Source organism: Nocardia sp. NPDC051030 (assembly GCF_040683015.1).
GTDB lineage: Bacteria > Actinomycetota > Actinomycetes > Mycobacteriales > Mycobacteriaceae > Nocardia.
In genome coordinates, this window is the sequence record NZ_JBFBCD010000016.1 from 21,503 (window position 1) to 40,315 (window position 18,813).

General features: G+C 66.2%; 17 protein-coding genes. 10 read left to right on the forward strand and 7 right to left on the reverse strand.

Annotated elements, in window-relative coordinates:
- Positions 1 to 92 precede the first annotated feature (92 nt).
- The 3 genes from AB0N05_RS37940 to AB0N05_RS37950 form a co-directional block, all read right to left on the reverse strand.
- Complete coding sequence (locus AB0N05_RS37940; protein WP_364703953.1) at positions 93 to 986, reverse strand: zinc-binding dehydrogenase; 894 nt, start codon at positions 984 to 986, stop codon at positions 93 to 95.
- Positions 987 to 1,065: 79 nt separating this feature from the next.
- Entirely contained in the window at positions 1,066 to 2,805 is a 1,740-nt protein-coding gene (gene ctaD / locus AB0N05_RS37945; protein ID WP_364703814.1) for a cytochrome c oxidase subunit I, read from the reverse strand.
- 137 nt (positions 2,806 to 2,942) lie between these two features.
- Positions 2,943 to 4,379, reverse strand: coding sequence for a DUF1254 domain-containing protein (locus AB0N05_RS37950; RefSeq protein WP_364703816.1), 1,437 nt, complete (start codon positions 4,377 to 4,379; stop codon positions 2,943 to 2,945).
- A gap of 115 nt (positions 4,380 to 4,494) precedes the next feature.
- Here AB0N05_RS37950 and AB0N05_RS37955 point away from each other — a divergent pair, with 115 nt between their 5' ends.
- Positions 4,495 to 4,896 (forward strand): hypothetical protein, encoded by a 402-nt coding sequence (locus tag AB0N05_RS37955; RefSeq protein WP_364703819.1) that lies wholly within the window; start codon positions 4,495 to 4,497, stop codon positions 4,894 to 4,896.
- Here AB0N05_RS37955 and AB0N05_RS37960 read toward each other — a convergent pair.
- Positions 4,893 to 5,744 carry an LLM class flavin-dependent oxidoreductase gene (locus AB0N05_RS37960; protein WP_364703822.1) on the reverse strand — a complete coding sequence of 284 codons (852 nt, stop codon included), beginning with the start codon at positions 5,742 to 5,744 and terminating at the stop codon, positions 4,893 to 4,895. The two genes, AB0N05_RS37955 and AB0N05_RS37960, sit on opposite strands and share 4 nt — an antisense overlap.
- A 160-nt stretch (positions 5,745 to 5,904) precedes the next feature.
- Between AB0N05_RS37960 and AB0N05_RS37965 the strand changes: the two genes are divergently transcribed.
- From AB0N05_RS37965 to AB0N05_RS37980, 4 genes are all read left to right on the forward strand, one after another.
- Positions 5,905 to 6,663 (forward strand): hypothetical protein, encoded by a 759-nt coding sequence (locus tag AB0N05_RS37965; protein ID WP_364703825.1) that lies wholly within the window; start codon positions 5,905 to 5,907, stop codon positions 6,661 to 6,663.
- A gap of 92 nt (positions 6,664 to 6,755) precedes the next feature.
- A complete protein-coding gene (locus tag AB0N05_RS37970) occupies positions 6,756 to 8,114 on the forward strand; it encodes a wax ester/triacylglycerol synthase family O-acyltransferase (protein WP_364703827.1) in 1,359 nt (452 codons plus the stop codon).
- A 44-nt stretch (positions 8,115 to 8,158) separates the two neighbouring features.
- Positions 8,159 to 8,947, forward strand: a complete 789-nt coding sequence (locus AB0N05_RS37975; protein WP_364703830.1) for an RNA pseudouridine synthase — start codon at positions 8,159 to 8,161, stop codon at positions 8,945 to 8,947.
- A 131-nt stretch (positions 8,948 to 9,078) separates the two neighbouring features.
- Complete coding sequence (locus AB0N05_RS37980) at positions 9,079 to 9,864, forward strand: metallophosphoesterase (RefSeq protein WP_364703833.1); 786 nt, start codon at positions 9,079 to 9,081, stop codon at positions 9,862 to 9,864.
- A 5-nt stretch (positions 9,865 to 9,869) separates the two neighbouring features.
- Here the strand turns inward: AB0N05_RS37980 and AB0N05_RS37985 are convergent, their stop codons facing one another.
- Complete coding sequence (locus tag AB0N05_RS37985; protein ID WP_364703836.1) at positions 9,870 to 10,922, reverse strand: AraC family transcriptional regulator; 1,053 nt, start codon at positions 10,920 to 10,922, stop codon at positions 9,870 to 9,872.
- Between the two features lie 96 nt (positions 10,923 to 11,018).
- On the opposite strand from AB0N05_RS37985, the gene AB0N05_RS37990 reads away from it, so the two are divergent.
- The 5 genes from AB0N05_RS37990 to AB0N05_RS38010 all read left to right on the forward strand — a co-directional run bounded on the left by AB0N05_RS37990 (position 11,019) and on the right by AB0N05_RS38010 (position 16,664).
- The gene (locus AB0N05_RS37990) at positions 11,019 to 12,470 is read left to right on the forward strand and encodes an NAD(P)/FAD-dependent oxidoreductase (RefSeq protein ID WP_364703839.1); all 1,452 of its coding nucleotides are present in this window, start codon (positions 11,019 to 11,021) and stop codon (positions 12,468 to 12,470) included.
- Between the two features lie 36 nt (positions 12,471 to 12,506).
- Positions 12,507 to 12,896: a DUF4377 domain-containing protein gene (locus tag AB0N05_RS37995; protein WP_364703845.1), complete on the forward strand. Its 390-nt coding sequence runs from the start codon at positions 12,507 to 12,509 to the stop codon at positions 12,894 to 12,896.
- A gap of 97 nt (positions 12,897 to 12,993) precedes the next feature.
- Positions 12,994 to 15,090, forward strand: coding sequence for an ATP-binding cassette domain-containing protein (locus tag AB0N05_RS38000; protein WP_364703848.1), 2,097 nt, complete (start codon positions 12,994 to 12,996; stop codon positions 15,088 to 15,090).
- The gene (locus AB0N05_RS38005; RefSeq protein ID WP_364703851.1) at positions 15,087 to 15,851 is read left to right on the forward strand and encodes an energy-coupling factor transporter transmembrane protein EcfT; all 765 of its coding nucleotides are present in this window, start codon (positions 15,087 to 15,089) and stop codon (positions 15,849 to 15,851) included. Before AB0N05_RS38000 ends, AB0N05_RS38005 begins: the two co-directional genes overlap by 4 nt.
- A gap of 153 nt (positions 15,852 to 16,004) precedes the next feature.
- Positions 16,005 to 16,664, forward strand: coding sequence for an ammonium transporter (locus AB0N05_RS38010; protein ID WP_364703854.1), 660 nt, complete (start codon positions 16,005 to 16,007; stop codon positions 16,662 to 16,664).
- A 34-nt stretch (positions 16,665 to 16,698) separates the two neighbouring features.
- Here the strand turns inward: AB0N05_RS38010 and AB0N05_RS38015 are convergent, their stop codons facing one another.
- Together AB0N05_RS38015 and AB0N05_RS38020 are read right to left on the reverse strand one after the other, a co-directional pair.
- Positions 16,699 to 17,889 (reverse strand): lipase family protein, encoded by a 1,191-nt coding sequence (locus AB0N05_RS38015; protein WP_364703857.1) that lies wholly within the window; start codon positions 17,887 to 17,889, stop codon positions 16,699 to 16,701.
- Between the two features lie 263 nt (positions 17,890 to 18,152).
- On the reverse strand, positions 18,153 to 18,782 hold the full coding sequence (locus AB0N05_RS38020; protein ID WP_364703860.1) for a TetR/AcrR family transcriptional regulator: 630 nt from the start codon (positions 18,780 to 18,782) through the stop codon (positions 18,153 to 18,155).
- Positions 18,783 to 18,813: the final 31 nt, after the last annotated feature.

The following is an 18,813-nucleotide window of genomic DNA, read 5'->3' on the forward strand; positions in this document are numbered from 1 at the left end:
AGTTGCTGGAAGTCTGCTGCTATTCCAAGCGTGCCGTAAGTGGACGAATGATCAGACGGCCGTAGCCATCTACGTGGTCGCGGCCGAGGGAGTCAGGCCATCCGCACGACGAGGCGGCCGAGATTGCGACGGGATTCGATCAGCGCGACACCCTCGCCGAGGCGCTCCAGCGGAAGCACGGTATGCCGGGGACGCAGCTTTCCGGCCGCGAGCAACTCCCACAGCTCGGCCCGCCAGGAGTCGAGGAGATCGAGGCGGGTGCGACTCAGCAGTCCGACCGAGAAACCGGTGACGGTCTTCAGTCCGGCGAGCAGACTGCCCGCATCCACCGCTCCCCCACCCGCACTGAAGGCGACCAAACGGCCATGCGGCGCAAGCGCATCCGCACCGCGCTGCACGAGATCGCCACCGACGCCGTCGAGCACCACATCGACAGGCTCGCCCCACGGCTCGTCATAGGTCACCACCGCATCGGCCCCGCACTCACGCAGGAATTCCGCCTTGCCCGAACTACTTACGGCGGCGATTACCCGAGAAGCCCCGAGTGCCTTGGCCAATTGCACCGCGAGATGCCCGGTTCCACTGGCCGCGCCGGTGATCAGCACCGATTCGCCCGCCGCGAAGCGCGATGTCTTCAACACACCCTGGGCGATGAGACCCCCGCGCACCACCACGAGCGCATCGGCGGCGTCGACGCCCTCGGGAATCTCGGTGATCAATTGCGGTACGGCGAGAACGTATTCGGCGTACACCTCACCGAAAACCACACCGCCGACCCGCTTTCCGAGCCACTCCGGCGACAGGTCCGCGCCGACGGCGGCCACGGTGCCGACCATTTCGCCGCCCAGCTCGGAGAGCTTGCCCGCCTTCAGCATTCGAACCAGGCCGAGGCCCAGGCCTGCCAGTTCGGTGCGAATCAACAGCTGCCCCGGGCCGGGAGCCGGTCGTTCGGTCTCGATGATGGCCGGGTTGCTGGAGAACTGCATCTTGCGCACTGACAGGCCCTTCTTTGGATCTTTTTGTTACGGGCCTAAAACTAGCCTGATATAGATTTGTATGTCAAACCTAAATTTCTGCCTTGGCTTCCTCTTCGGCCACATAGTGCGACTTCGAGCCCCAGCCGACATGGGCTTCGGCGCGCATGCGCTCGACCATGTGCGGGTAGTGCAGCTCGAACGCCGGACGCTCCGACCGAATCTTGGGGAGCTCGTAGAAGTTGTGCCGCGGCGGCGGGCAGGAGGTCGCCCACTCCAGGGAGTTGCCGTAGCCCCACGGATCATCCACCGTGACCACTTCGCCGTAGCGGTAGGACTTGAAGACGTTCCACACGAACGGCAGCATCGACGCACCGAGAATGAAGGCACCGATGGTGGAAACCGTGTTCAGCGCGGTGAACCCGTCACCGGGCAGGTAGTCGGCGTAGCGGCGCGGCATGCCCTCGTTACCCAGCCAGTGCTGCACCAGGAACGTGGTGTGGAAGCCCACGAACGTCGCCCAGAAGTGCCACTTGCCCAATCGCTCGTCCATCATGCGACCGGTCATCTTCGGGAACCAGAAATAGATGCCCGCGAACGTCGCGAACACGATGGTCCCGAAGAGCACGTAATGGAAGTGCGCCACAACGAAATACGAGTCCGACACGTGGAAGTCGATCGGCGGGCTCGCGAGGATGACGCCCGAGAGACCACCGAAGAGGAAGGTCACCAGGAAGCCGACGGACCACAGCATCGGTGTCTCGAACGTCAATTGACCTCGCCACATGGTGCCGATCCAGTTGAAGAACTTCACGCCCGTAGGCACCGCGATCAAGAACGTCATGAACGAGAAGAACGGCAGCAGCACCGCACCGGTGGCGTACATGTGGTGCGCCCACACCGCGATGGACAGCGCCGCGATCGCCATGGTCGCGTAGACCAGGGTGGTGTAGCCGAAGATCGGCTTGCGGCTGAACACCGGGTAGATCTCCGACACGATCCCGAAGAACGGCAGCGCGATGATGTACACCTCGGGATGCCCGAAGTACCAGAACAAGTGCTGATACAGCAGCGTCCCGCCATGCGAGGGGTCGTAGATGTGCCCGCCCAGATGCCGGTCGTAGGCGATGCCGAACAGCGCGGCCGTCAAGATCGGGAAGGCCAGCAGCACGAGCACACTCGTGATGGCGATATTCCACACGAAGATCGGCATCCGGAACATGGTCATACCGGGACAGCGCAGGCAGACCACCGTGGTGAGCATATTGACGCCACCCAGAATGGTGCCCAGACCCGAGACCGCGAGGCCCAGAATCCACAGGTCCGCACCCACACCGGGCGAATGCACCATATCCGTGAGCGGGCTGTAAGCAGTCCAGCCGAAATCGGCCGCACCACCCGGGGTGATGAATCCTGCGGTCGCCATGGTGCCGCCGAACAGGTACAGCCAGTAGCTGAACGCATTCAGTCGCGGGAACGCCACATCGGGCGCGCCGATCTGCAACGGCAGGATGACATTCGCGAAGCCGAACACAATGGCCGTCGCATAGAACAGCAGCATGATGGTGCCGTGCATGGTGAACAGCTGGTTGAACTGTTCGGTGGACAGGAACTGCATGCCCGGCCGGGCCAGCTCGGCGCGCATGAGCAGCGCCATCAACCCGCCGATCAGGAAGAAGGAAATGGCCGTCACCAGGTACATGACGCCGAGCACCTTCGGATCGGTCGTCGTCACCAACTTGTAGATGAACGAGCCTTTGGGGCCCAGCCGCGGCGGATAGGGGCGGGTGGCCTCCAATCCCGCTTCCGGCTTGGGTGCTACGGCAGTCACCAGATCCTCCTCGAGGTCGGTCCGGTGCTGGACGAGCGGCTCCGGAACCCACGATGAACGGCGCCAAACAAAGTCTTAGGGCAACTCAGCGTACTCAGAGCAATTCGATTCTGGCAGAGAACACTCCGGGCCGGAACTCAGGTCACCGGTTTCAGCTCCGGCGGCCTCCATTTGCCCTCGATGGCGGCGGCCTTCGGGGCGTATAGCCGCATGGTCAGCGAGAACTCCCCCGCGGGTGGAATCGGCAGCCAATTGCCGCGCGGCACACCGGGACCCGGATCGGCATTCTGCACCAGAATCTCGACCGAGCCATCCGGGGCGGGCACCACCGGAATCTCATGGCCGACGGCGTAGATATTCGCCGAGTTGGATACCAGGAAACTGTCGGCATCGTAGGCGGTCACCGACCAGAAGGCGTCGACCGGCGGCAATTGCCCGGGTTCGAATCGGAGCCGGAAGCGGCGCGGCGTGCCATTGTCGTCGGCCACCAGCGTGATGGTCGGATACAGCGTATTGCGGGGCAGATTCGAGCCCAGCCCGTACAGCGCGGTGCGGGCGCGCAGCGAATAGTCGGTGCCGTAGGTACCCAGACGGGTGGAGAAGCGCCAGCCGTTCTCGGATTTGGTGGCCGGGTCGACATAGGTCGAGATGGCCTTGCGCCCCGCCGCGGCGGCCGCCGCCAAATCGAACATCTTGATGCCGTCCACACTGCCGCCGGGCTGGATGCCGATGTCGTCGAAGCGATCGATCGCGGAGGCGTCGGCGGGCGCGGGCGTGTCGACGGTCATGAGCTTGCACAGCTGGTCGAAGTAGGTGCGGCCGTCCATGGCCGCCACATCCTTGGTCGGCCCGGCCGCGCCCGGCGGGATTCCGATCAGCGGCACGCCGGGGGTGGGTGCGTTCGGGTCGGCGCGCCAGGCGGTCAGCGGGGCCAACCGCATCTGCTCCTGTACGGCCCGCACGCCGGGCAGATCGTCGGGGCCGTTGACCTGGATCCGGCCCAGCAGCCACACCAGATTCGTGGGCATGGGCAGGTGGGTGACGTCCTGCGGGGTCTCTCCGGACCAGTTCGGGCCGGTGATCAGATAGGTGAAAGGCGGTCCGGCTGTGGGCTGCTCGGAGAGGGCATCGTCGTGGGGACCGCCGCTCGGGCGCAGGCTGTTCGGGTCCTGCACGGTATTGGACCACGCGTCCAGCAGTTGCATCATCCAGTAGCGGCCCGCCTCGACCGGAGGCATTTGCAGGACCATCGGTTCGGTCGAGACGTCCAGCCAGGCCATCGTGTAGAGCGTGTCGACATTGGCGCGGACCAGCAGCCGCAGGTCCGCGGTGGGCAGTACCTGCGCGTGTTGCAGGGTATTGATCGGGCCGCCGGAGGCCTTGGTGGCGTGCATGAGAATCAGGGGATATCCGAAAACGTATGCGTCGGTAGCGATCGCCAGCGCATCCGTGGACGATACTGTGGTCGTGATGGATGTCCCGGAATTGTCTTCGGAGCGGCCGCACGCCGCGACGGAGAGCCCGGCGGCTGCTGCCAGACCGAGCATGGCCCGGCGGCTCAGGGCGCTGTCCATGATGTCCGGAACCTATCAAACCGACCGGCCGGGAAGAGTTTTGGCGCGCTATTCACCCTCAATTCATCCCGTGACGTCACGAAATCCTCACAAGTCGCGATTCACTATCAGAGCTATGAGTCGATCGATCCGCACCCGCATCACCACCGCAGTCGTGGTCGGCTCCCTCGGCGCGCTGCTCGCCATGGGCGCGGCCCACGCCAACGGTGAACCCAAGGCCGTCATCCAAGGCCGGACCGCCATCACCGCGCACGTCAGCGGCGAGAAGGTGGGCTACAAGTGCCAGATCGCGGGCTCGAACGTGAGCGGGCCGTGGGGCACGGTCGGTGCGGACGGGACCGTCGACCTGACGCTCGGTGAAGTGCACGGCGACCTCAAGAAACTGCGCGTCATCTGCGAGGACCCCGCCCGCGGAGATGTCAGCATGCACACCGTGCGCGCCGACCGCGTCAGCTATGACGGCGCGCTGTCCCCGCTGCGGCACATCATCAACAACCGACTATTCGGCCGGGGCTAACCCGCGCGTGCGGCCGCGACCGCACCCCGGACCGAAGGCGCGGTCTCCGATGCGAAACGCTGCGTTTCCCGTTCGTCGTCCGGCGCCACCGGAAGCAGGAATTCGCTGACTCCGGTCGTCAAGGCCACATCGGTCAATTGCGCCGCGGGCATGGACGGATCGATCACGTAGGCGCGGCGGATGAGCGCCGGGACACGACCGGCCTCGCGGGCTCCCGCGTCGATCGCATCCATGAGGCCCGGAAGTTTGTCCGGCGGTGCGTAGGTGAAGCCGCCCAGCCAGCCGTCGGCGAGCTCGCCGGTCAGGCGCAGCGCGCGCGGGCCGTAGACGCCGAGCCAGATGCCGATCGGATGAGCCGGAATCGGGCCGGGCTTCGCGCCGTGCAGGGAGTAGAACTCGCCGTCGAGGTTCGTGCGCTCGCCCGCACTCCACAGTGCGCGGAGCACGCCGATGGCTTCTCGCAAGGCGCGCAACGATTCTCCCGGCGTGCGGCGCTGCCCGCCCATGGCCTCGATGGCATCCCAGAACGCGCCCGCGCCCAGACCGAGTTCGACGCGCCCCGCACTGAGCAGATCCAGGGTCGCCGCGCTGCGCGCCAGCACGGCGGGCGGGCGCAGCGGGAGGTTCGCCACGGCGGGCATGAGGGTGAGATTGCGGGTGGTGGCGGCGAGATAGGACAGCAGCGTCCAGGTGTCCAGGAAGGCCGGTTGATACGGATGATCCTGCACCGCCAGCACTTCCAGGCCGGACTCATCGGCCAGACGCACCAGGCGCAGCAGTGAGCGGCCGCGCGCCGCCTCGGGCGGAACGAAGATCCCGAACCTCAGCTCATGCCCGTAATCGCTCATAGCGAATGTCAAGCTACCTGCATGTCCGGGCCGCTTCACCGATCTCTCGTCGCATCGGCGAGTCCGGAGCAGGCCCCCGGTCACGCCGCGTGTCGCGATCGTGATCAAGCGGCAATCGGATTCCATAGTCGTTGCCGGGCAACGGATTACAATCGAGCAGGTGCAGCCCCACAGCACGCTCGACACGGCCCGGCAGCATCTGGCCAAGGTGGACCCGGACGCCCTCTCCCATGCTCGAAACCGATTGGCGGAGACCGGAATCGCGCGGCTCGGATTCCTGCTGCCGTACCGGGTCAAACGGGCGCTGGCCGCCGAGGCGCTCACCGTGGTCGATCATCATCGGCACTGGGGCGAGGCGCTGCCCGGCGGCGAGAACCAGGTGCGGCACGGCATCGATATCGGGCCGCAGGAAGTCACCGGGCAGTGGAACTGGATTCCGCAGCTCTACGACTGTGAACCCTTGCGGCACAAGCTATCCATCGTGGCCGACGAATCCGTGCTGCCCTCCCCCGCCGCGCGCCGCTACGGCGTCACCCGCCTGCACCATGACGACGACCCCAGCCAATGGCATTGGGACGATTACGCTTTCGCCCTGGTGCTGCTAGTGGAATGCCCGCCCCTGGAGGACGGCGGCTTCGTGCAGACGGTCGCGCACACCCGGCGGGACTGGGATCACGCCGACGTCTACCGCACCCTGACCCGCAATCCGATCCGCTCCTGGGAGCTCAATCCCGGTGATCTGTATCTGATCCGCGCCGACACCACCCTGCACCGGGTGCATCCGTTCGCGCACGGCCGCCGCACCAGCGTCCGCATGGCGTTCGCCTCCCGCGCCGATATCGAGCGCGAGCAATCTTCCGGCGCCGACCTGCGAGGTTTACAGACCGAAGCTACGGTTATGACGAATCAGACACGGTGATAACCTGATTCACCATAACCGCAGCGGGGGGCAGCGTCGCCTGACCGTATCTCCCTTCGGGCTACTCCACGCCCCACCGGTTAGGCGAACCGATGGACCTTTTGAATCCTCTCGACGCAATCTTCCTGGCGATCGAATCTCGCGAACACCCCATGCACGTGGGCGGGCTACAACTCTTCGAGCCGCCCGCCGACGCCGGACCCGAGTTCGCGCACGAGCTCTACCGCACCATGGCCAATGCCACCGACGTGCGCGCCCGCTTCCGCAGACAACCCAGCCGCAGGCTCGGTGGATTCTCCAGCCTGTCCTGGTCACACGCCGAAAATGTCGATCTCGACTATCACCTGCGGCGCAGCGCCCTGCCCAGCCCGGGCACCATGGCGGATCTGCTGGACCTCACCGCCCGACTACACGGGCAGCTACTGGACCGGCATCGTCCGCTGTGGGAAGCACGACTCATCGAGGGACTCGACGACGGACGGTTCGCCGTCTACATCAAGATGCACCACGCCCTCATCGACGGGGTGTCGGCCATGCGGCTCATGCAACGCACCCTCACCGACGATCCGTTCGACAGCCGGGTGCGGGTGCCGTGGGGTACGCCGCCGCCCATCACCGTCGAGGCGGCCGAACCCGAAAGCTCCTGGGCGCAACTGCGAAAAGCGCTCCCGCGAATGATCCGCAACAGCCGCTCGATCGCCACTCCCCTGCGCGGCGTGCTCGACGGCCGGCTCACCATGCCCATGACCGCACCCAAGACCATGTTCAATGTGTCCATCGGCGGCGCGCGCAGCATGGCCGTGCGATCCTGGCCGCTGGAGCGCATCAATACGGTGCGCCTGGCCACCGGCGCGACGGTCAATGATGTCGTGCTCGCCATGAGTTCCGCCGCGCTGCGCTCCTACCTGCTCGAACACGACGCGCTGCCCGCCGAACCGCTGATCGCCATGGTGCCGGTCAATATTCGCAGCGCCGCCGAATCCGACAGATCCGAAGGCAATATGGTCGCGGCCTGCCTGGCCAATCTGGCCACGCACCTGGACGATCCGCTGGAGCGGCTGACCACCATCAGCTCCTCCATGCGCGAGACCAAACAGGTCTTCACCCAGCTGCCCAAGCTGGAGGCGATGGCGCTCTCGGCGCTGCTCATGTCGCCGCTGGGCGTCTCGCTGCTGCCGGGGTTCGAAGCGCTGCCGCGCATGCCGTTCAATCTGGTCATCTCGAATGTGCCCGGACCGCGCAAACCCGTCTATATGCAGGGCGCGCGGCTGGACGCCAACTATCCGCTGTCGATTCCGTTCGAATCGCAGGCCATGAACATCACCCTCACCACCAACGGCGACAATCTCGACTTCGGCCTTGTCGGGTGCCGCCGCTCGGTCCCGGACCTGGACCGGCTGCCCGGCCATCTCGAAAACGGGCTGGCCGAGCTGGAAAAGGCCGTCGCCTGACGCCGTCGCACAGCCGGTACAACGCGGTCTCTACCCTTTAGCGGGTGGAGACGCGTTGGCCCGAACTGCGGAAACAGTGCCTGATCGCCGAGGACGAGGCGGTCCTGGCGCTCAATAAACCCGCCGGAATCTCGGTGACCGGCGAACGGCACGACACCGACATCGTGGAACTCGCGCAGGCGCACGGGGAGACGCTGTACCCGGTGCACCGCATCGACAAGGTGACCTCCGGGCTGGTGCTGCTCGCCAAGCAGCTACCCGCACACGGGGAACTGACCAGGCAATTCAATAAACGGACCGCGGAGAAGGCGTACCTGGCGATCACGGCGTCCACCGGGCTGCCCGATCGCGGCGTCATCGACTTGCCCTTGAGTGTCGGCCGCAAGAACCGGGTGCGGATCGCCGCGCCCCGCGAGAGCATCCACCGCGACGGCGACACCTGGCGCGTGCCCGAGCGGGACCTGCTGGCGGGCAAGAACTATCCGTCCATCACCGAATTCGCGGTCATCGGGCGCACCGACTCGCACACCGTCCTCGCGCTGCGGCCTCTCACCGGACGGCGGCATCAGATTCGCGTGCACCTGGCTTGGATCGGGCATCCGATCGTCGGCGATCCGCTCTTTGACAAGTCCGGCGCGCACCCGCGCACCCATCTGCATTCGTGGCGGCTGAAACTCGACGCCTCCTGGCGAGAACCGGCGGTGCTGGACCTGGAAGCCGAGCCCGGCGCGGACTTCTGGCAGGTCGGCGACACCACCGTGACCGGCGATCCCCGGCAACTCCTCGGCATCGCAGGCGAATTCGTGACCGGCACCATCGAACAGCGCCATTGATGTGAAAACGCTATATTCGGTGGCGAGTCTCACCAAGACCGCATCAAGGCAGGTCAACTAGCCTGAGGATCGTGGCCGCGCGGTGTGCGGCGCGATCGGGGCGCAACGCTGCGGCCCTTCACAGAAAGCGAATGCCGATGGTTCTGCTGGCACAGCTCAGTGACACCCACTTCAATATGGGCGCACGAAACAATGAACGCGCCGAACGGGTGATGGCCTTCCTGGCCGAGCTGCCGCAGCGACCGGACGCCATCCTGGTCACCGGCGATATCGCGGATGAGGGCGATATCGAGGAATACCAGCAGGCGCGCGCCGCCCTGATCGCCGACGTCCCCGTGCTGATCCTGCCCGGCAATCACGACGACCGCGGCAACCTGCGCTCCGTCTTCTTCCCGGACACCTCCGGCTACGGCCCGATCAACCAGTCCCACACCGTCGACGGCGTCACCCTCGCCCTGCTCGACTCCAGTATCCCCGGCAAGCCCGAAGGCCTCTTCGACGAGGAGACCTACACCTTCCTCACCGATCTACTGGCCGCCGCACCCGCCGACGAATCCATCATCGTCGCCATGCATCACCCGCCGCGACCGGTGCAATCCACGGTGTGCGACCCCATCCGGCTCACCAATCCGGAACGCCTCGCCGAGATCATGGCGGGCGACGACCGCATCATCGCGGTACTCACCGGCCACGTGCACGCCGGGGTCATGACCCAATTCGCGGGCAAACCCCTGATCGTCGCGCCGAGCGTGTCCTCCACCATCGGCCTCGAATGGGAAAGGGCCGCACCGGGACACGTCCCGATCGACTTCGCCCCCGACCCGTCCCTGGTCTTCCATTCCATCCAGGACGGCGAACTGCTGTCCACCTTCCGCCCCATCGCCATGGGCGGCTGGCTCAGCGAACCGGACGACTGACAGTCCTAATGCGCACCACGCCGGTACGCCGACGGCGTGGTCCCCGTCCACCGCTTGAACGCGTGAATGAACGTGGACGCCTCCGCATAACCCAGCCGAATCGCCACATCACTCACGGATAGCGGTGTGGCAGTGAGCATCTCCTCCGCCAACGCCCGCCGCACCTCATCCAGCAACTGCCGATAACTGGTCCCCGCAGTATCGAGGTGCCTCCGCAACGTCCGGGTACTCATATTCAAATCCCGTGCCACGGTGTCGATCCCGGGCGGCGCGGCAAACCCATCCACCCCACCGCGAGGCACCAGCCGCTCCCGCACCTCCGCCGCGATCCCCGTCCGCGCCCGCCGCCGCGACACCAGATCCCGGCACTGCGCCAGACACATGGCCCACGTGTGCTCATTGGCCTGCGGCAACGGCTTCTCCAGCACCGCAGGATCCAGCGTGAACAAGTTATGCGGCTGCTCGAACAACGGCCGCATCCCATAGATCTCGACCCAAGGATCCATATCGGTCGGCGGCGAAAAATCGAACTCCGCCCGCAACAACTCGATCCGATGCCCCACCAGATCACACAGCATCTGATGCATGGCGGTCACATCCCGCTCCACCAGGAACCGCCGCACATCCGCAGGCACCCGCTCATCATGAATCCGAGCCACGAACTCCCCCGGCCGCCACCGCGCGGCCGGAATACAGAACGTAAAACTCAACTCCAGATACCGCAGCGCAAACGCGATCGCTTCCCCAAGCGTCGGGCTGCTGACACAGGCGAACCCAAAGATCCCAAACGTGGTGATCCGATACCGCCGCCCCACATCCAACCCAAGGTTCGGCCGCCCACCCAACTCCCTGACCAGATTCCTGATCACCGCCAACTCGGTATGCGCATCAATCTGCGCATCCGGATCGGCAAGCACCTTCTCGGTAAGCCCACTCCCCTGCAACATTCGCCCGACCGGGACCCCATGCTCCCGGCCGTACCCCACCATCAGCACAACACTCGCCACCCCACGCGCAAAGTCCCAGTCCCGGACCCCCGCCTCCTGCTCAGTGCTCATACCTCAGATTATGGCCGAAATTCTCGATTATTACCCCCACCTAATCGGACGCTCGCTCCTACAGTGGGAAGCAGTCTTCACTGTGAGGAGCACCACATGCCGTCGATCATCATTATCGGGGCCGGGTTCGGTGGGCTGGGGATGGCGATTGAGTTGCAGCGGAATGGGTTCGGTGAGGTCACCATTCTCGAGCGGGCTGCTGACCTGGGCGGGGTGTGGCGGGAGAACACGTATCCCGGGGCTGCCTGTGATGTTCCTTCGCCGCTTTACTCCTTCTCCTATGAGCCGAAGCCGAAGTGGCGGCAGCGGTACTCGGAGCGGGAAGACATTTGGAAGTACATGCGTGGGGTGGCGGAGCGGCACGGGCTGTTCGACCGGATCGTGTTCGGGGCGGATGTGACCGAGGCCGAGTTCGATGAGAGCAGCGGGCGGTGGACGGTGCTCACGGCGGATGGGGTTGCCCGGACTGCGGATGTGCTGATCTCGGCGGTGGGGCAGTTGTCTCGGCCTGCCATGCCTGCGATTCCGGGGGTGGGGACGTTTGCTGGGGAGGCGTTTCACTCGGCGCGGTGGGATCACGAGGTGAAGCTCGGGGGGAAGCGGGTGGCCTGTATTGGTACGGGGGCCAGTGCTATTCAGTATGTGCCGGAGATTCAGCCGGAGGTGGAGGAGCTGACGCTGTTTCAGCGGACTGCCGCTTGGGTGTTGCCGAAGTTCGATACCGACTACAAGCCGGTGCATCAGCGGGTGTTGATTCAGGTGCCGGGGATGCCTCTGGCGGAACGGCTTTCGTGGTGGGCGATCGCGGAGTTCGTGGCGTTGGGCCTAGTTGAGTTTCCGGGGATCGTGCGGATGGTGGCTCGCATTGCGGAGAAGCATCTCGAGGAGCAGGTCACCGATCCGGAGTTGCGGGCCAAGCTGACGCCGGATTATCCGATCGGTTGTAAGCGGGGGTTGTTCTCGAACGACTATTACCCGGCACTCGCCGAACCCAATGTGACAGTGGAGACCACGCCGATCAGCGAGATCGTTCCCGAGGGAGTGAAGACGGCCGATGGGGTGGTGCATGCGGCGGACGTGATCATCTATGGGACGGGGTTCAAGGGGACGGAGTTCTTGTGGCCCATGAAGATTCGCGGGCGGGGTGGCCTGATTCTGTCGGATGCCTGGGATGGCGGGGCGCACGCGTATCTGGGGATCACCGTTCCGGAGTTCCCGAACATGTTCATGGTTTACGGGCCGAACACGAATCTCGGCGTGGGGTCGATCATCTACATGATCGAGTCGCAGGCTCGGTATATCCGGCAGGCGGTGCAGATGCTGGCGGAGCGACCGGGGCAGTACTTGGAGGTGAAGGCGGAGGTCGAGCGGGAGTACAACAGCGCGTTGCAGGAGCGGCTGGCGAAGACGCCGTGGAACTTCTGCTCCAGTTGGTATCGGACGGCCTCGGGGCGGATCACCAATAACTGGCCGGGGACGACTCGGAGCTATCGGCGGCGGACCCGGAAAGTCCGACTTAACGACTATCGACTCACCCGCGCGCAGTAAAGGTGAGAGTCGGCAAACGTGTGGCATATTCACGCCATGCGCACTCGCCTCCGGCTGATTGTCCTGTTGGCGCTCTTCGCCTCCCTGCCGCTGACCGGCTGTTCTTCGTCGGACAGCGCGAATAAAGGCCCAACTCCGACGACCCTCACCGTGACGACGGTCCCCGGTTCCGAGCAGTTCGAGATCTACGTCGCCGACCAGACCGTGCCATGCACGGGCGTCGCCCCACAGAACTGCCTCCAGGTCCGCCGAGACCCGAATGCGGAGTGGGAGTTGCACTACGGCGGCATCGACGGCTTCACCTTCGAACCCGGCTTCAACTACCGCCTACTGATCGAGCAGCGCCCCTGGGTGAACCCACCCGCCGACGCCCCCTCCGCCACCTGGCATCTGGTGAAGGTGCTGTCCAAGGAACCAGCGCAATAGATCTGCTGGTTGTGCATGACTACCGAGTTTGTGAGAGTTCGTGGAGATATCGTGCTGTCTACGTGTGCGGACTCGAGCACACGGCAGACTGGATGACGTGACCGATTCGCCCGCTCTGCCGCCAGGCCCGATTTCCGCCAGAGGACCCTTGCGTCCCATCGAACTCGCGACGGGGGCGGTGCTCGGCGGAGCGACCGTCGGATTGGTGACCGTCGGCTCGCTGGTGCCGTTCGCGGCCGCGCTGCAACTCGTGGCCGCCGTGCCCATGGGATTGCTGGCCAGCCGCCACCGCCTGCGCGCGCTCGTCGCCACCACCATCGCGGCGACGCTGGTGACCTTCGTGGCCGCGGGCGTGGTGCCCGCGCTCAACCTGGTGAGCGTGGCCGTGATCGGCATGATCATCGGCATTGTCAAGCGGCGGCACGGCGGCCTGCCCGCGGTGGTCGGCTTGTCCGCGCTGGCCGGACTGGTGGGTGCATCGTTCTCCGTCGGAATGCTGCTGCTGTTCTCCCGGACCCGCGAATTGCTGTTCGACACTATCCGCAACACGGCCAAGGGCGTGGAAAATCTTGCGGCGCGCCAGGCTTCGCTGGAACCGCTCGGCCGGTGGGTCGCCGATTTCACGGATGCGCTGCTGCGCTGGTGGTGGTTGTACATCGGCGGCGGCATTGTCGTGGGCGTGCTGGTGAGCGGCATCGTCTCGTGGTTCGTCCTGGGTGCGGTGCTGGATCGTCTGGCCTGGCTGCCCGGCCGCGACGATCTCCTGGACGCGCCCGCCGACGACCGTCCGGTCGAACCGCTGCCGGTCACCTTGAGCGGCGTCGCCTTCCGCTATCCGGGAGCGCGCACCGATGCGCTGTACGGCATCGACCTGACCGTCCGGCGCGGCGAATTCGTGGCCGTGGTCGGACACAATGGCTCCGGAAAGTCCACGCTCACCAGGATTCTCGCGGGACGCCCGCCCACCCACGGCACCGTCACCCGGCCCGGGGCGGCGGGACTCGGCGTGCTTGGCGGCACCGCGATGGTGTTGCAGCGGCCCGAAAGTCAGACCCTCGGCGTGCTGGTCGCCGACGATGTGGTGTGGGGATTGCCGACCGAGATCGCCGCCGCCACCGATATAGACGGCCTGCTCGGCGAGGTCGGATTGGCGGGCATGGGCAGGCGCGAGACCGCCACTCTGTCCGGCGGGCAACAGCAGCGGCTGGCCGTCGCGGCGGCCCTGGCCCGCAAACCCACCCTGCTGATCGCCGACGAAGCCACCTCCATGATCGATCCCGAGGGCCGCCGCGATCTCGTTGCGCTGCTTGCCGATCTGCCGCGCCGCCATGACATGGCCGTCGTGCTGGTCACTCATCACGAGGCCGATGCGGCCGCCGCCGATCGCGTGGTGCATCTGCAAGCGGGCCGCACCGTCGCCCATCTCCCCGCCTGGCCCCGCCCGGTCCGCGACCAACGCCGCAGGCCCATGGGCGAACCCGTGCTGGAACTGCGCGACGTCCGGCACACCTATAACGCGGGCACCCCGTGGGAGGCCCCCGCCCTGCACGGCATCGACCTGACCGTCCGGCGCGGTGAGGCCCTGCTCATCGTGGGCGGCAATGGTTCCGGCAAATCCACCCTGGCCTGGATCATGGCCGGACTCACCGTCCCCTCCGGCGGCAGCTGCGAACTGCACGGCGGACGCGGCGGAACCCGTCCGGTGAGCAAGCGAATCGGCCGGGTACAGCTGGCATTCCAGCATTCGCGACTACAACTACAGCGGCAGACCGTGGGTGCGGAGATCGAGGATTGGGGTGGCTCCGGCACCGCCGCCGTCGCCCGCGCGCTCGACGCGGTCGGCCTGGACCGGGCCCTCGCCGGGCATTCCATCGAAGGACTCAGCGGCGGACAGGCCAAACGGGTGGTGCTGGCCGCCATCGTGGCCCGCCGCCCGCAGGTGGTGGTCCTGGACGAACCCCTGGCCGGACTCGATCCCCAGGGCCGCGCGGGCGTGGTGGAACTGCTTGCCCGGCTCCGGGATTCGGGGCTGACCCTCATTGTCATCTCGCACGATGTCGCGGATATGTCCGCCGTCGTCGACCGCACCGTGCACCTCAGCGACGGGCACCTACTCGAGCACGCCCCGCCCGCCCCCTGGTCGCTCAGAGCTCAGAGTCCCGCCGCCCACGACTACACCGGAGGCGTGCGATGAGCAGTCTCGTCCTGCGCGAAGTTCCCGTCGACAGCCCCGTGCATCGACTCTGGGCCGGTACCAAGATGATTGCCGCGTTCGCGGTCAGCGCGGTGCTCATGTTCATTCCGTCCTGGCCTGTGCTGGCCATCTGCATCGCCTTCCTGACCGCGGTGTGGCTGCTGGCGCGACTGCCGCTGGGCACCATGCCGCGCTTGCCGTGGTGGTTCTGGGCGAGCATGCTGGCGGGCGGGCTGATCAATGCGCTGGTCGGCTGGGATGCGGTGCTGCGGTACACGAATGTCATGGTGTTCGGGCTGATCCTGCTCGGCGCTTCCTTCCTGATCGCCTGGACCACGCCCATGGGCGATATCGCGCCAGCGCTGGCCACACTCGGCGCGCCACTGAAACGCATCGGCTGGACGCGCGGCGGTGTGCGGCACCGGATTCCGGTGGACGAGTGGGCGGTGGTGGTGGCGCTGACCCTGCGCGGGCTGCCGCTGCTCATGGAGGAACTGCGAATCCTGCGGGCCGCCCGCAAACTCCGGCCCAAGGAGTCGTGGGTGCAGCAGGCGTCGGAGAACCCCCTAGTAGACATCCTCACCGCGAGCCTGGCGGTATCCAGCAGGCGCGCGGGCGAACTCGGCGAGGCCATCACCACGCGCGGCGGCACCGGGGAATTGACCGCGCGGCCCAGCTCGCCGGGTCGCCGGGACGTGATCGCATTGATCGTGGTCGCGGCGGTATGCGCAGTGGCGATCGGAGTCGACCTGCTCTTTTGACCGAATCTCGAGTCAAAAATAACTCGAGGTGTCGGTGGGAGGGATTACCGTAGCAGGTTGTAGAACGCGTTGCTATCCGTAGACGGCTCAACACGTTTCAGGGGAGGAGAGGGAATCGTTTCGTGTGAGCTGTGCGTTGCGACGAATCACCTGATGAAGATTGGATCTCCCATGATGCTGCGCAAGATCACCGCAGTCGCCGCACCCGTAGTAACCGCCGTGGCCATCGCCAGCGCGGGCGTCGCGCACGCCGACGCCACCGTGCCCGAAATCGGTTACGAGGCACACCTGTCGGGCAACACCATCGTCACCACCCTGACCAATGGTGAATTCCAGGTTTCGGGATCGACGGTGAACGTGAACGACTCGGCCGGGAACACCGTGGTCACGCTGCCGCTGTCCTTCTATCAGGACGGCAAGCAGTACCCGATGCCCGCCTCGGTCACCAATGGTTCCCGCACCCTGGAGTTGACGGCCGTCAAGGACGAGTCCGCGGCCGTGGACGTGGGCATTCATACGGTCGCCTCCCCCATGGAGAATCTGCGCGCCCAGCAGAACTTCCAGAGCCAGTTCGGCATTGCCACCGCCATCGGCTCGCTCGTGGGCACCGCCATCGGCGCGCTGGTCGGCCTGACCGGCATTGTCGGCGGCGCGACCGTGATCGCCAGCGTCCTGCTCGGTGCGGGTCTCGGCGGCATTATCGGCGCGGTCGCCATCGGCGGCCCGACCCTGCTCATCGCCGGTATCGACCTGATCAGCACGCTGATCGCGACGCCCGGCACCACCAAGTGGTCCCAGCCCGGGGACAACTGATCCCTCGCATGCGTCGGGTGCGCCGTGCTGCGAGTCAGCGCACGGTGCACCCGGCATCCACCGGAATACCGGCGAACCGGTCGGACAGAAAGTTCATGGCCCCCAAGGCTTCCGCGAGCGCGGCGGCATTATGGCCGGGCACACCCGAATGCACCGCGGTGAGGTTCGCGCCCAGCGCGCAGTAGCGGTCCACGAGGTTGCTGAAGCCCGCCACGGGAATCACGTCATCGGAATTGCTGTGGTAGAGGTACAGCGGCACATCGGGTGCCCAGCCGCCCAGCTCCTGCCGATTCACCGCCGTCCGGAAGGCGTTCTGCCCCAGGAGATCCGGCTCATCCGAGTAGTCGTTCACCTGCCGGAACAGATTCCGCACCACCAGGTCCCCGCCACACGCGGTGGCCTCCCGGGAGATCAGATCCCGGCCGCTGTCGTTCAAGACGTCGATCAGTCCGGAGCCAGGATCATTGCGCGCCAGGGCAATCAGGATCAGCACCGCCAAACCGGCCTGATAACCGCCGTTCACCCCGCGCGCGATGGCGGCGATATCAGAGGGCACGCCGCCGGACGTCACACCCGAGAACACCAGCTCCGGCGCATAGCTCGCCCGCAGCTGCATGCCCCACAGGGTGGCGAACGCCCCACCCGAGTAGCCCCACGCGCCGAGCGGACTGGCATCGGTGATTCCCAGCGGTGCAAAGGCTTTCGCGGCACGAATGCCGTCCAGCACCGAACGCCCGGAGTTCACGCCGTCGAAGAACCTGGACTGCGGCCCCTCGTAATCCGACACCACCACGGCCCAGCCGCGCCGCATGGCCTCGGCCAGGAACGGCACGTCCAGGATGGTGTTCACGATCGAGAAGTCCCGCCCGCCGCGCAGCGCGAACGAAGGCGCGCAACGGGTTCCGAGACTGTCCTCCGCCACCTGATACGACAGCAGCGGCCGCGTGCCCGCACCGGTCCACGGTGTCATGGGCACCATGACCGTGGCGACATCGGCATTCGCCTCGCCCGCCGAACCGGTGGTCCGATACTGCACTTGCCAGCCCGCGACAGGTAGCGGCAGGCCGAGCACGGAGATCGGCCGCGAATTCAGCACGGCGCCATTGCCGAACTCGCTCAAGCCGACCGGCTCGGCATAGAACGGATCATCGTCCGGATAAGGGATGTCCGCGTGGGTTCCGGGAATGACCACGAAGGCCGCGACAATGGCCGCCACCGAGATCACGCCCACACGCCACCGGGAAGGTAATCGGGGAAAGCGCCGGGTCAGGGCCCGCGCGCGCCAAGGGATATCGAACCATGCGCCATACCGCCGCATTACGCCTCCAGCGTCGTATCCACCGACACTCCAGGCACTACAGCGCATTGACGGCCGACTCGAACTCCGGCGCATCGGACAACCAAAATTACTGCGACCATCGCGCCGGGTCAACGGCCTCCCGCGCGTCGTAGCTCGGGCGTTGCGGAAGGTGCGCCGGGGCGTTGCGGTCAGCGGTCGGTGCGCGTGTTCTCGATCAGACCGGCGAAGGTGCGGGTGACCCGATCGCCGAGTTCGGCTGCGGTGGTGCCCATCTGGGTGGCCCGCTTGCCGAGTTTGCCGTCGATGGTCAGCGCCGCGAGTCCATGCGCGAGCGCCCACCAGGCCAGTGCCAGGGTTTCGGCATCCTCGGCGGGCAGTGCGCCGATCCGGACCAGCTCCGTGACGGTGTCCTCCAGGACGGCGAAGGCATCGTCCCCGGCATCCCCGTCCCCGGAATGCTTCCCCGACTCGATCAGCTCGGGCCGGAACATGAGCCGGAAATACGAGGGATTCTGCACCGCGAATCGGACATAGGCGTCGGCCAGCGCGGGCAGCGCCTCGCTCGGGTCGGTGATGGCGGTGCGTGCGGAAACCACTGTGTCGCGCAGGATTTCGTAACCGCGCTCGGACAGTGCGGCCAGTAGCGCGGCGCGGTCGGCGAAGTGGTGATACGGCGCGCCCGGACTCACCCCGGCCTCGCGGGCCACCCGGCGCAGGCTCACCGCGGCGAGACCCTCGGCGTCGATGAGTTGTAGCGATGCGCGCAGCAGCTCCTCGCGGAGGTCTCCGTGGTGGTAGCGGTCCTTGGTCGGCGGCATGCGATGAGAGTACGGGGTTGACACTTCGCGC